Genomic DNA, 13,931 nt, shown 5'->3' on the forward strand with positions numbered 1-13,931 from the left:
TCTAGAACGGGTAGATCAGGGTGCTTTCACCCTCGCTTTTTTCTTCACCCATTTTTTTGTCGATGGCGTCGATGCGGGCCTGGGCGGCAACTCGCTGCTCCTTGCGGGCCGCGTTGCGCACCACCGTGCCGAGCAGTCTTTTGGCAGTTTCGTACTTGCCCCGTTTTTCGTAGATCAGGGAGGCGCGATACATGGCGGTCAAGGCCCAGATGTTTTCCTGGGGATATTGCCAGGCCAATTTAAGGTAATAGTCCAGCGCCTTGTCGGGATTGCGCATGGCCTGTTCGCCTTCACCGAGCCAAAACAAGGTCTCGGCCTGCAAAGCTGTGGTCATGGTAGCGCGGGCATCCCACATGGCCAACAGTTCCTTTTGAGCGGCCTCGTATTCCCTTCGCTGCTGGTAGAGAAGCGCCATACGCAGGCGGGTCATCACCGGAATGGGTTCGTCGGTTTTGACCATGTCCTGATAGGTTTCAAGGGCTTTGCCCTGGCTTCCCGCGTCCAGTTCCAGCCGGGTTTTGATGTCCAGCCAGGCCATCCGCAATTCGGGGGGCAGGGTGGTCTCGTCTATCCGGTTCAGATAAAAGGCGCCAAGCTGTAATTGCTTGGCCTTTACCGCGTCGTCGGCGAGATAAATCAGGCTGCGAATGCCGAAGGAGGTGTCGTCAAAAAGATACGCGCCACGCTTGGCCAACTCAACGGAGGGCGAGTCGGCAAAACGCTGTTGCCAATAGGCCAAAAGCAACAGTCGATCCAGGGGATAGCTGACAGTGGACAGAACCTGCAATTGGTCCTGCGGCGCGGCGGTCCAGAAGGGGGCCTCGGTATCGGGATGGACGTCCATGCCGGCGGCGCCGGAAAGAGCGGCCAAAACGGGATAAAGGGTGAAGGCTTCGCTCGGTGTTTCGGGTAAAACTTTGTTCAAGTGTTCCTTGAAGGTCAACATCCCAGCCAACCGCAAACAGATAGGAAGCGATGTTTTATCCGTGCTGTTCCAAGTGGTTGCGGCAGCCTGAGTATTGCCGTTGGCGAGCGACAGGGCGAGTTTGAAGTTGCGTAGCAAGGCGGCAGTCTGCTCGGAAATGAGCATGGAGCCCAACTCGTTGTCGATGGCCTTTTCCGCCTCGACCGCGGGCATGTTCAGGATGTTGTTGCGGAACTTGGTCCAGGCGGCGGAGTCTGGATTGCCCAGAAACCAATCGGTTCGCGACTTGGAGTAAGGGGCCAGGATATTGCCCGACCAGAACGCATGAGCCTTGAGGTAGTTTCCTTCGAGAAATGCATCAACGTTTGTGGGAGTGTTGCCGCTGTTGAGGAAATACAGGGTTGAAGTCCAGAATTGGCGGACCATCTCGTTGGACAGCTTGGCGATATGGGCCGTGGCTTCATCGAATTTCTCAAGTGAAACTGCTGCCATAGCCTGGGCGATGAGCATGGTGTCGTTCTGCGGCACCAGGACAGTGGCGGGCACCGCAACATCTGTTGTCGAATTGGCAGCCAGCGTCTTGTTGCTCAGGAGAGCGTGGACGCCGTTCCAAAATTCGTTGGGCCAGACTTTGAGGCCAACGGTCATAATCAGATCGAGGGCCTCCTTCTGGGAATCCCTGGAAAGAGTGTGGTTTGCAAGCCATGACCAGTACATTTTAAGCCAGACATCATGCCAGATGGGTTCCAGATCGGGCTCAGCCTTGAATCGGGAGAGAACCTCTTCGTCGGGCATGAATTTGGCGGCTTGGGTGTACCAGAGCACGGCTTTGGTTAGATCGCCCAGACCTCTATGAGCCTGGCCTCCGAGCCACAGGCGGTCGGCTTCGGCTTGCCCGGGAAAAGCGGGTGTCATTTCGATGAGTTCAAGAGCTTTGTCCGGAGAATTGAGGTTCAGGTAGACCTGAGCGCGTTTGAGCACGGCGCCGGGAGTGTCGGCGGAGGGCTCATGAGCATATTCCTTTTCCAATCTGTCCCAGGCCCGGTAGTGTTCAAGCCATTGCTCGAAGGACTGTTTTTCTTTGGCATGGGCGGGGGTCATTCCGGCAAACGCCAAAAAAGCCGCCAGAAGCGAAAATACGAGTCTCGATTTCATTGTTCCTCAAATTTGGCCGTAACGGCCTTTTTGTCTGTTTGTGATGGGGCATCATTAACAGCCGCATAAAAAATGCTCAATGGTCACCTTGATCGGTAGCTCGAATGTCCACAGGTCGGTTTGAGGCATTCCTCGTTCGGACTGAAGAGAAGTCGAAGGGCAAATTTCGAGGGTGACGATTACCCTTGTTTCGGCCTTCATTTGTTCAAAGTTTACATAATTTATATTATGAGACAAATTCACAACATACTGAAAATAAGAACTTAAAAACTTAAAGTGTTCGAATTGGATTACGTAGATCGTCGCCTACTGATGGCTTGCCGAATAAGTGGATTCGACAAATGCCCTGTGCCGCATTTTTGCCTCGCAGGCCGACTGTGGGCATCGTCTTGGCGGGTAACGTTGCTCAGGAATAAATCTGGAGTGAAATAAATTGTGGGGACTTTTGGGATGGGCAAGGAATGTGTCTTGTCCAGAGGATGATGCCCCCGACTCTTTGCGGCCTTACGACTTTTAATGAGTCAGCGCGTTTCAGGGGAATCCCCTTTTGTATTCCGATGTCTGCATCCTTGTCTTACGAGACCCGGATCAGAACGTGGACGGCGCTTGTTCGTTCGTATGCCTTCGACAATTCGCCTGTGTCGCGTTTTAAGCCGATTTGTGTGCGGACGTTCCTCCTGGTGTAGAAACGGGCTTTGGCCGGAATGAGGGCACAAAAAAAGGCCCTAAGTCGGGCCTTTGTCTTTTGGGTATGGGCTGGTCGCCTATTCTTCGTCCTTGGGGACCGATGCGCCGATGCGCTTCAGGTATTTGTCCCGGCATTCGTAGGAACAGAAAACGTGGACCTTATCCCCTTCGCGAACACGGATGTCGCCATCTTTTTCCACATAGGTGCCGCAGGACGGGTCCTTGACCATTTCACCAGAGGCAACCTTCTGCTTGATGGATTTGTCCTTTTGCTTGTCCCGTTTTTGCTTGTCGCCCATGAAGAGCTTGTAGACCAAGAACAATGCAGCCGCGATGACAAGGAATTTAAGCATGGGTAGCCTCGTTGGTTGGTTTTATCAGGAGTCCTGCCAGATCTTGCGATCTTCCAGCCTGTACTTTATGCCGTCCAGGGCCTCGTCGACGGTTGTGCCGTCAGGGAAGACATAATCCGGCGCGATCTCTTTGAGCGGCACGAGGACGAACGCCCTTTCCTTGGCGCGGGGATGCGGCAGGGTCAGGAAATCCATGTCCATAACGGTGTCGCCCCACGCGATGATGTCCATGTCCAAGGGCCTGGGGCCGCCGGGGACAGCCCTGGTGCGGCCCATTTTGGCTTCGATGGCCGTGCAGGTGGACAGGAAACCCGGCGGCGACCAGATTTCGGCGTCGATTTCAAGCTCCACCACCTGGTTGGTGAACCATGGCTGATCCTTGACCTCCCCCTGGGGCTCGGTCACGTAATAATCAGAGACCTTCCGCAAGCGGATGTCGTCGCCGTAGTCCTCAAGCAGGACCAGTGCCTCGTGGAGGTTTTCTTCAGTGTCTCCCACGTTGGAGCCTAGGCTCACGTAGCAGATCACAGTTTCGAAATTCTGGATACGGCCTCCTCAAGCTTGTCGTTGTTCACGGTCAGGGAAATGCGGAAGTACCCTTCCCCGGGAGTGCCGAAGCCGTTGCCGGGAGTCAGCACCACGCCGGTCTTCATGAGCACGTTCGTCACGAATTCAGCGGACTTGTACCCTTCGGGGACGTTGCACCACAGGTAGAAGGATGCGTCCGGGACACGGTGTTTGATGCCGATCTTGGTAAGAGCGGCGCTGACCACGTCCCTGCGCTCCTTGTAGATGGCCCGGAAGCTTTCGGCAAAGGGCTCGCCCTCTCTCAGGGCGGCGACGCCGGCTTCCTGCACGGCCTGGAAAATGCCGGAGTCCACGTTTTCCTTGATCTTGCCAAGGCCCGCGACGAGGCTTGCGTTGCCCACGGCCATGCCGATACGCCAGCCGGTCATGTTGTAGGTCTTGGACAAGGAGTGGAATTCGATGCAGACGTCTTTGGCGTCCTTGCATTCCATGATGGACAAAGGCTTGTTCTCGGGATCGTAGTAAATTTCGGTGTAGGCGGCATCGGAAACAACGATTACGTTGAATTCCTTAGCTTTTTCGATGAGCTTTTCATAAAACGGCTTGGTCGCCGTGGCTGCGGTCGGGTTGTTCGGGTAGCAGACGAAGATCATCTTGGCCTTGGCCCAGGTGTCGTCGGAAACCGCGTCCAGGTCGATGAGGAAGTCGTTTTCCTCAAGCAGAGGCAGATACTCTACCCTGCCGCCGGCGAATTCGGTGGCGATGCCGTATACCGGATAGTTGGGAGTGGCCACCAGGACCGTGTCGCCGGGATTGACGTAGGCCAGCGGGAAGTGGGCGATGCCCTCCTTGGAGCCGATCAGGCTGACGATCTCGGTTTCGGGGTCAAGGTCGACGTTGAAGCGCTGCTTGTACCAGTCGGACACGGCCTGGCGGTAGGCCAACATGCCGATGTAGTCCGGGTACCTGTGGTTCGGGGCCTTCTTGGCGCTTTCGTAGAGGGCTTCGATGATGAAATCCGGGGTGGGCAGATCGGGATCGCCGATACCCAGGCTGATGATGTCCATGCCCTTCTTGGCTACTTCCGCCTTGGCCTTGTCAATGGCGGCAAAAAGATACGGAGGCAGGGTCGACAAACGGTCGGCCAATTTGAAATCAGACATGTATATCTCTCCTTGAAATCCGATATTGAAGAACTTTCATAATGGGGGCATGACCCAGTGTCAATGCGAACCATTGCGCTTTGACCCTCACCTTGGTAGCAAGGATGCTGACAATTGCGCTTGTTTCCCGTGCAGTGTGGCAATTACCTTTTTATCCAGGATATCATCCAATACTTTAATAGTATCAAACCGATTCGGCAAAGATTATGACACACCCGGAAAAAGAAAAAAACATCAACGAGTATAGTCATCCCTGGGTGGACCGTTATCTTGAATACCTGCTGATTGAAAAGGGGTTGTCCGAGAACAGCCTGACGGGGTACGCCAACGACCTCGGTTCCCTGCTCGCCTTTTTGGAAGAGAAGTCCTTTGCCCTGAAGGACCTGACGGACAGGACCCTCTTTCTTTATCTTACACATCTGCGGGCCAGAGGGTTGAAGAGCCGTTCCCTGGCGCGTCACCTCTCCTCCCTTCGTGGTTTCTTTGCCTTCGCTGTGGGAGAGAAATGGTACAAGGAAGACCCCGGGCAACTTCTTGAAAATCCCAAGCTGCCACGCAAGTTGCCGGAATTCCTCACTCGTGAAGAGATGGGACGAGTCCTCGCCCTGCCCGACACCTCCACTCCGCTTGGTATGCGCGACAAGGTGATGCTGGAGCTTCTTTATGCTGCCGGATTGAGAGTCTCCGAGCTTATCGGCATGAAGGTTCTGGACTACGACCCCCAGGTCGGGATGCTCAAGGTCTTCGGCAAGGGCGCCAAGGACCGGCTTATCCCCATCCATTATACGGCCCAGGATTTTCTCAATCATTATCTGGAGTTCACCCGGCCCGGATTCAAGCCGTGCATGGATTTCATGTTTTTAAATCGATCGGGCAAGGGGCTGACTCGCCAGGGCGTATGGAAACTCATCAAGAAATACGCCGAGGCCGCGGGCATAAAGCGGCCCATTTCTCCTCACACCTTTCGGCATTCCTTTGCCACACATCTGCTGGAGGGCGGCGCGGACCTGCGCGCCGTGCAGATTCTTTTGGGTCATGCGGACATCAGCGCCACCGAGATTTATACCCATGTGGAGTCCAGCAGGCTGAAGAACCTGCACCGGAGATTCCATCCGCGATCAACCATGTGATCTCAGCAACCGCCAGAATACCAAATGAAAAACATGCCAGAAAAGATAAAGGCCCCGATCGTGATCACGGCCCACGCCAATGCGGATTTTGACGCCTTGGGAGCCATGGTTGCGGCCAGCAAGCTCTACCCCGGCGCAGTGCTCATTTTTCCCGGCAGCCAGGAATCCAACCTTCGCAATTTTTTTATCGAGAGCACCACTTATCTCTTCAACTTCAAGCCCTTCAAGGATATTGATCCCGAGTCCGTGGAGCTGCTGGTGGTCGTGGACACACGGCAGCGATCGCGGATTCCCCACGTTCGGCCGGTCCTGGACAACGATGGGTTGCGCATTCATCTCTACGACCATCACCCCGACAGCGAGGAGGATTTGCCCGCCGAGAAGGTCGTGGTCCGGGATTGGGGCTCCACCACTACCATCATCGTGCATGAAATAAGGGAACAGGGCTTGTCCCTCAATGCCGAGGAAGCCACTTTGCTCGGCGTCGGCATTTACGAGGACACCGGCTCTTTTGGCTTCAACACCACCACTCCGGAGGATTTCGAGGCCGCTGGCTGGCTCAAGTCCCAGGGCATGAATCTTGAGGTCATCGCCGACCTGCTGTCTCATGATCTGTCCGCCGTGCAGGTCACGTATCTTGGCGAATTGTTCAAGAACGCCAAGACTTACGACATCCATGGTATTGATGTGGTCATCACCGAGATGTCTACGGACAAGTTTGTTCCGGACTTCGCCCTGCTGGTCCACAAGCTTATGGACATGGAGAAGATCAAGGTCGTCTTCGCGCTGGGCCGCATGGCCGACCGTATCCATCTGGTGGCCCGGTCCAAAAGCCCGGACGTCAACGTCGGCCGCATCTGCGCATCTCTCGGGGGCGGCGGGCACGATTCGGCGGCCTCGGCCACCATCAAGGACCGCACCCTTGCCGAGGTGCGCGACGACCTGTTCGCCCTCTTCTATTCCCAGATCAATCCGCAGATCGTGGTGGAATCACTCATGTCCCGACCTCCCGTCGTTATCGAGAGCAACAAGACCATTGCCGACGCCGTGGAGCTGATGACCCGCTACGGGCTCAAGGACGTGCCGGTGGTGAAGGGCGGCACGATGCGATGCATTGGCATCATCGGTCACAAGATCGCGGACAAGGCCCTCTCCCACCACTTGGGTGAGGTAGGTCTGAGCGAATACATGACCAGGAATTTCGAGACGGTGGAATCGAAGACCGATCTCTATCGGGTCATGGAGATAATTTTGAACAACCGCCAACGGATGCTTCCCGTGGCGGACGGCGAGAACCTGGTCGGGGTCATCACCCGCACCGATCTCATGAACATGCTGATCGAAGAGCCCGCACGTATCCCGGACTCCCTCATGCCGGACCGCCGCCGGGAGAGGAATATCGCCGCCCAGGCCAGGAACCGGCTGCCACAGCGTATGCTCGACCTGCTCAAGGAGGCCGGGGATCTGGGGGCCGAACTGGATTGGGAGGTCTATGCGGTCGGCGGCTTCGTGCGCGACATACTGCTCGGGCGGCCCAATCTTGACCTCGACCTGGTGGTTGAAGGCGACGGCATTGTTTTCGCCAAGCGTTTCGCAAAGAAGCTCGGCGGTCGGGTCAAGGCGCATTCCAAGTTCAAGACCGCTCTGGTCATCCTTGAAGACGGCCAGCGCGTGGATGTGGCTACAGCCCGACTGGAATACTATGAATACCCCGCCGCCTTGCCCACTGTGGAGCTTTCCTCCATCAAGATGGACTTGTACCGACGCGACTTTACCATCAACGCCCTGGCCTTGCGCATCAACCCTGGGCGTTTCGGCCAGTTGGTGGACTTCTTCGGCGCCGACCGGGATATCCGCAACCGGACCATCCGCGTGCTGCATTCCCTGAGCTTCGTGGAAGATCCCACCCGTATTCTGAGGGCCATACGGTTCGAGCGGCGTTTCGATTTCCAGATCGGCGGTCAGACCATGCGCCTCATCAAGAACGCCCTTAACCTCAAGCTGTTCAGCAAGCTTTCCGGGACTCGTGTTATGCATGAGTTGCAGCTCATCATGAATGAGGATGACCCTCTTTCCTGCCTGCTGCGTATGCAGGAACTGGGGATCATGGAAGCCATCCATCCCCTCCTTTCCCTTGACAGGGATCGTATCCAGATTCTGACGGAATTGGCCAAGGTCCACAATTGGTACAAACTTCTTTATCTGGAACCGTCTGTTATCCCGTGGAAACTCTACATTCTGGGCATGACCATGGGCATCAAACGCGAGGACATCGGCCAGGTGACCAAGCGGCTGCATTTCACCCAAAAAGAAGAACGGGATTTCTTCCAACTCCGGGATATGATCGGCGAGGCGCTGATGAAGCTCATGGGCTGGAAGGAAGGGCGCTCCAAGTTGAGCCGCCTCTACCAGATTCTTCACCCTGTCCCGGTCGAGGGTGTTCTCTTTCTCATGGCGCGTAGCCGAAAGGAATACATCAGGAGGAATATTTCTCAATATCTCGCAAGATTGCAATACATTGAGATAGATGTTAACGGCAAGGACCTCAAAAACATCGGCATTGAGCCCGGCCCCATCTATACGGCCATTCTGGACAAGCTGATGATTGCCAAGATCGACGGTCGTGCTGAGACTCGTCACGAACAATTGAATCTGGCCAAGAGATTGAACAGGGAACTCGCGGCGAGTTTCATCGAAAAGAGCGAGGACTAGGCGCTTTACCCCCTTGCCCTCCACGGGCAAGCCGTGTAGAAAATCAAGATGTTGGTATGTGCGAGCGGTTGTCGCCAACATATTCTTCAACCGCATGAAATTGAAACGGAAGTGGATAATGGATGTTCTGTGGGCGCCTTGGCGTCTTGAATATATACTCGGTCCTAAACCCGAGGAATGCGTCTTTTGCATACCCGAGGGCACGAGTGAGGACGAGGAGCGTTGCATCCTCGCCCGCGGCGAACATTGTTTCGTAATTATGAACAAGTTCCCATACAACAACGGGCACCTCATGGTTACGCCTTACCGTCATGTGAGCCACCTGACGGATTTGACTTTGGAAGAGTCCCAAGACTGTATGCTCTGGATAAGGCGCTGCATCGAAGTGCTGGAAAAGGCATTCCACCCTCAAGGGATCAATATGGGACTTAATCTGGGCGAGGCGGCAGGGGCCGGTATCGCTCAGCACATGCATTTTCAGATTGTCCCCCGGTGGAATGGGGACGCGTCGTTTATGGCCGTCTTCGGCGAGACCACGGTCATCCCCGAACACCTGTCTTCAACCTACAGCCGTCTCAAGCCGCTGTTCGATGCAATAACAGCTTAGGAGAACCGCATGCGTTTTATCAAGGTCCTGTTTCTGTTGGTGCTTTTTGTCTTTTCCATCTTGTTCTTCAGCCAGAACAATGATGTCCTGCTTCAGAACCTGGTACTGGTTCTCGATATTCCTTACGTAGCCACCCTGCATTCCATTCCCCTGCCCTTCGGGTTCCTGATTCTGACCGCATTCGTGGCCGGCTCCCTGCTGACCATGATCTATTTCGCGGTGGATAAATTCCGCAGCGCTTCCAAGCTCAAGGAATGCCGCACCCGCATGGCCAGCCTGGAACAGGAACTCAACTCCCTGCGCAACATGCCTATCAGCGCGGATACCTCCTTCTCCTCCGTCGAGACCAAGGAAGAGGAAAACGCCTAGGCGTCGTCATGGGCTGGAATATCTTCAACCGCAAGAAGACGCCGAGCTTCACGAGAGATACGACTAGAGCCGCGGGAAACGGGGAGTCTCTGCCTGTGCAGGATACCCGTGCGGCCATAGAGGAACTCAGCAAGGTCGTCCAGAACGATCCGGAAGCGGTTGAAATCTATCTTGCGCTCGGCAGCCTCTACCGCTCTCAGGGCGAGATCGAGCGCGCTATCCAAATCAGAAACAGTCTTATTGTCAGGCCGGGCCTGGACCGAGAGTTCAAGGCCCGTGCCTGGTTCGAACTGGGCCGGGATTTTCGTCGCGCCGGTTTCCTCGATCGTGCGGAGAAGGCCTTTCATCAGGCTCGCTCTCTCGGACAGGACCCCATCTCCATTCATAGGGAAATGGCCCGCCTGACGGCCGAACGCGGCGACTACGAAAAAGCCGCCGAGTCCTATGGCCAGCTCGACCTGCCCTTGCCTCAGGCGCATTTTCTGGTCCGTTTGGCCAAGGATCGTTTTGCCGAGGGTAATGTCTCTCAGGGCCATCGAGCCTTGCGCCATGCCATCCGTGCCTACCCCGGCGCGGTGGAGGCTTGGTTGGAGCAGATGACCCAGGCTTACAAGAGCGGCAATGCCGCCAAGGTCGGCGATATCCTCGCCCAAGCCTTGGCGCAGGTGGCACCCGAACTGCGTTTCGTTCTTTTCGAGGGGCTGCTGCAGGCCTTGGCCCAGGCGGAAAAGGTCCGGGTCAATTCCTTTGGCGAGGAAAACGAGTGGTCTGGGACGTGTCCGGATCAAAAGATCGTTCAGGTTGTGATCCCCGTCATCGAGACCCAAGAGCCAGACGTCCTGTTGCTTCATTACGGAGCCCTGCTTCTCCTGCGCATCGAGGACACGGAAAACGCCCGCCCCTGGCTTGAAAAGGCGCTCATGCTCAACGCCGATTTCTGGCAGGCGCGGCTTGAGCTGTTTGATCTGTCGCGAACCGAACAGACCTTGACGCCCTTCTTCAAGGAACAGCTTTCCTTTTTCATCGACCGGGCCAGACTGGTCCGGAGGTTCTTCTGCCGCCATTGCGGCCTGAAGCGCGATCAGCTCTTTTTCAACTGCCCGCGTTGCCATAGCTGGCACTCCATCGCCTTCAGAACCGAGATCAACGAATAATACAAGCGTACAGACCTTCTCGTGGTACAAAAAAAACTGACTCCTATGCTCGAGCAGTACCTCCGCTTCAAGGAGGAAAACCCGGGCTGCCTGCTTTTTTTCCGCATGGGCGACTTTTACGAGCTCTTCTTCGAGGACGCCGAGGTCGTTTCCCGCGCTGTCCAGATCGCCCTGACCAGCCGTAATCCCAACGACGAAAATCCCATTCCCATGTGCGGTATGCCTCACCATTCGGTGGAGCCCTACCTGAGTCAGCTTCTCGACAAGGGGTACAAGATCGCTGTCTGCGACCAGATCGAGGACCCCAAGGAGGCCAAGGGGCTGGTTAAACGCGACGTAACCCGCGTGCTCACCCCCGGCACCGTGGTCGAGGATTCCAATCTCAAGTCCAAGGCCAACAACTATCTCGGCGCACTCTATTGGGACAGCTCCAAGGACGCCGGCGGCATCGCCTGGCTCGATTTTTCCACGGGGCAATGGTCCGGCCTATACAGCCGCAAGGAGCCGGAGCTGTGGCAATGGATGGTCAAGATCGACCCGAGCGAATTGCTTCTCCCGCAGGGGATAAAGGTACCGCCTCAGTTCATTGACCTGGCCGGTCAGGTTACGTCCGTTGCTCCTGGCGCGTTCTTCGATTTGGCCGGAGCGCGGAACCGCGTTCTGGAGATGCAGAAGGTTACGGACCTGGAAAGCCTCGGCCTTAAGGGCAAGGATGAACTTGTCAGAGCGTGCGGAGCGCTCCTTACCTATCTGGACCAGACACAGAAAGGCGAATTCGGACATTTGGGCGAATTCAAGCCGCTCAACCTTGGCAAGCATCTTCTCCTCGACGAAGTAACCGAACGCAATCTTGAGATTTTCCGTAGGCTTGACGGCAGAACCGGCCTCGGTACCCTGTGGCAGGTCATGGATCGGACCATGACGCCGATGGGCGGTCGTTTGCTGGAAGCCCGCCTGCGACAGCCGTGGCGCAATCTTACGCCCATCGAAAAGACCCAGGAGTGCGTCGCTTTTCTCTTTGAACGCGACCGCCTGCGTGGCGACATCCGGCACGGCCTGGATTCGGTCTACGATCTGGAACGGCTCTCTACCCGTATTTTTCTTGGCCGTGCGAATCCCAAGGATTTCATAGCCCTGCGCCGCAGTTTGACCATGCTCCCCCCACTTCGCAAGCTTCTTGCCGAAGAGGAATCACTGGAGCAAGCCCAGGAGTTGAAGCGTATCTTTAACAAATGGGACGCCATGGAGGACCTGTGCGCCCTGCTTGATGCCGCTCTGGTGGACAGCCCTCCGCCCGTAATCACGGACGGCGGCCTGTTCCGCAAAGGATACGATCCGGTTCTGGATGAGCTTATCGAGCTCAATGAACACGGCGAGGACCGGCTCAAGGAGCTGCATCAAGCAGAGCTGGCCAAAAGCGATATTCCCAAGCTCAAGCTCGGTTTCAACAAGGTTTTCGGCTATTACTTCGAGGTTTCCAAAGCCTACAAGGGACAGGTGCCGGACCACTTCATCCGCCGTCAGACCCTGGTCAACAGCGAACGGTACATCACTCCCGAGTTGAAGGAGCTTGAGGACAGGATCATTTCCGCCAGTGAAGAACGCAAGAGCCTGGAATACAAATTGTTCCAGGAGTTGCGCGAATTGCTGGCCAAGGCCCGTTCCCGGTTCCTGTTCATGGCCGACGTGGTCGCCTCGCTGGACTACTGGCAGGGACTGGCCGAGGCCGCACGGGTCAACGAATGGACCCGGCCTGTTCTGCACGAAGGGCTTGAGATTGATATCGAGCAGGGACGCCATCCTGTGGTCGAGGCGGCTATGGGCGCGTCCAACTACATCCCCGGCGACCTCCGAATGGACGAGAGCCGCCGCATCCTGCTTATTACCGGCCCGAACATGGCAGGTAAATCCACGGTGCTGCGCCAGGTGGCGATCATGACCATCATGGCGCAGATCGGCTCCTTTGTTCCGGCCCGGAGCGCACGCATCGGTCTGGCGGACCGTGTCTTTTCGCGGGTGGGCGCTTCGGACAATCTGGCTCAGGGGCACTCCACATTCATGGTCGAAATGACCGAGACCGCGCGCATCCTGAGACAGGCCACCAAACGGAGCCTGGTCATTCTCGACGAGATCGGCCGGGGCACCAGCACCTACGACGGCCTTTCGCTCGCCTGGGCCGTGGTCGAGGAATTGTCCACTCGCGCGGGCGGGTCGGTTCGCACTCTGTTCGCCACCCATTATCACGAATTGACCAGCCTGGAAGGCAAGATCGAGGGACTGCGGAACCTCAACATCGCGGTCAAGGAGTGGAAAGGGGATATCGTGTTTTTACGCAGGCTTGTTCCCGGACCGGCAGATCGGAGCTACGGCATCGAAGTGGCCCGTCTTGCCGGGGTGCCCCGCCCCGTGGTGGAGCGCGCCAGGGAAATCCTTGCGAAGCTCGAAGAAAAATCGCAGGATAGTCAGGCTAAAGGGGCTGTTGACCGCGCGTCCCAGACCTTGCTGCCCGGCTTCGGCGCACCGCCCATCAAGATCGACCGCGAGTTGTGCGAACACCCGATTATTACCCAGCTCACGGACCTGGACGTGGACGGTATGACTCCCATCCAGGCGCTTATGCTTCTCAATCAGTGGAAGGACATGATTAAGGACTGATCCATGCGTAAATTCGTCATTCTCACCGCCCTCCTCCTCTTTGGATTAACCGTGCTGTCGAGCTGTGCCTTGGGGCGCAAGCAGTGGCCCCAGGCGACCAGGAGTGAGGACCGTTTCACTCTCAAGCTCATTGAAGGCGTGCGGCAGGATGGATGTCTGGTCCTCGAAGTGGGCGTTGGCGGTGCGAAGGAACGGCTGTGGCGCGCCAGTGTCCTTTATGAAGCCGTTGGCGACGGCGAGGGACAGGGCTGTGTCGGATGTCCGTTCGTCCCCCGCAATGCGCAGCATTTCACTAGCGGCCAGGAGGGATTCGACCTGGACGGCAATGTCCTGAAGTTGAGCATCTGCGGGCTTGAGCCGGGCGTCGAGTACAGGTTTCGGGTATCCGGCAAGAACGAAATTTCGACCATGCCCTTGCAGTACACCGACGTGTACCGGGCCGAGCCCTAAAGCCGGACATTCCTTTTATATCTGAAAAGTATTGGATGATATC

Annotated in this window: 11 protein-coding genes; 7 read left to right on the forward strand and 4 right to left on the reverse strand. The window is 56.4% G+C overall.

Annotation, left to right across the window (positions count from 1 at the left end; all coding sequences use genetic code 11):
* Position 1 precedes the first annotated feature (1 nt).
* From LF599_RS09470 to LF599_RS09485, 4 genes are all read right to left on the reverse strand, one after another.
* The gene (locus LF599_RS09470; protein WP_279520564.1) at positions 2–2,080 is read right to left on the reverse strand and encodes a tetratricopeptide repeat protein; all 2,079 of its coding nucleotides are present in this window, start codon (positions 2,078–2,080) and stop codon (positions 2–4) included.
* Between the two features lie 764 nt (positions 2,081–2,844).
* Positions 2,845–3,120 (reverse strand): transcriptional regulator, encoded by a 276-nt coding sequence (locus tag LF599_RS09475; RefSeq protein WP_269943681.1) that lies wholly within the window; start codon positions 3,118–3,120, stop codon positions 2,845–2,847.
* Between the two features lie 24 nt (positions 3,121–3,144).
* Positions 3,145–3,648 carry a 2-amino-4-hydroxy-6-hydroxymethyldihydropteridine diphosphokinase gene (folK, locus tag LF599_RS09480; protein ID WP_279520565.1) on the reverse strand — a complete coding sequence of 168 codons (504 nt, stop codon included), beginning with the start codon at positions 3,646–3,648 and terminating at the stop codon, positions 3,145–3,147.
* Positions 3,645–4,811, reverse strand: coding sequence for an LL-diaminopimelate aminotransferase (locus LF599_RS09485; protein ID WP_279520566.1), 1,167 nt, complete (start codon positions 4,809–4,811; stop codon positions 3,645–3,647). The genes folK and LF599_RS09485 overlap by 4 nt, the downstream gene beginning before the upstream one ends.
* Before the next feature lie 206 nt (positions 4,812–5,017).
* Between LF599_RS09485 and xerD the strand changes: the two genes are divergently transcribed.
* From xerD to LF599_RS09520, 7 genes are all read left to right on the forward strand, one after another.
* Positions 5,018–5,941: a site-specific tyrosine recombinase XerD gene (gene xerD, locus LF599_RS09490; RefSeq protein WP_279520567.1), complete on the forward strand. Its 924-nt coding sequence runs from the start codon at positions 5,018–5,020 to the stop codon at positions 5,939–5,941.
* Between the two features lie 33 nt (positions 5,942–5,974).
* Entirely contained in the window at positions 5,975–8,653 is a 2,679-nt protein-coding gene (locus LF599_RS09495; protein WP_319023419.1) for a CBS domain-containing protein, read from the forward strand.
* 118 nt (positions 8,654–8,771) lie between these two features.
* Entirely contained in the window at positions 8,772–9,260 is a 489-nt protein-coding gene (locus LF599_RS09500) for an HIT family protein (protein ID WP_269943677.1), read from the forward strand.
* Positions 9,261–9,269: 9 nt separating this feature from the next.
* Entirely contained in the window at positions 9,270–9,629 is a 360-nt protein-coding gene (locus tag LF599_RS09505) for a LapA family protein (RefSeq protein WP_269943676.1), read from the forward strand.
* Positions 9,630–9,637: 8 nt separating this feature from the next.
* Complete coding sequence (locus LF599_RS09510) at positions 9,638–10,783, forward strand: tetratricopeptide repeat protein (protein ID WP_269943675.1); 1,146 nt, start codon at positions 9,638–9,640, stop codon at positions 10,781–10,783.
* A 45-nt stretch (positions 10,784–10,828) separates the two neighbouring features.
* A complete protein-coding gene (mutS, locus tag LF599_RS09515; RefSeq protein ID WP_279520569.1) occupies positions 10,829–13,438 on the forward strand; it encodes a DNA mismatch repair protein MutS in 2,610 nt (869 codons plus the stop codon).
* A 3-nt stretch (positions 13,439–13,441) separates the two neighbouring features.
* Positions 13,442–13,888 (forward strand): hypothetical protein, encoded by a 447-nt coding sequence (locus tag LF599_RS09520; protein WP_269943674.1) that lies wholly within the window; start codon positions 13,442–13,444, stop codon positions 13,886–13,888.
* Positions 13,889–13,931 lie beyond the last annotated feature (43 nt).

It is taken from the genome of Pseudodesulfovibrio thermohalotolerans, assembly GCF_021353295.2.
Lineage (GTDB): Bacteria > Desulfobacterota > Desulfovibrionia > Desulfovibrionales > Desulfovibrionaceae > Pseudodesulfovibrio > Pseudodesulfovibrio thermohalotolerans.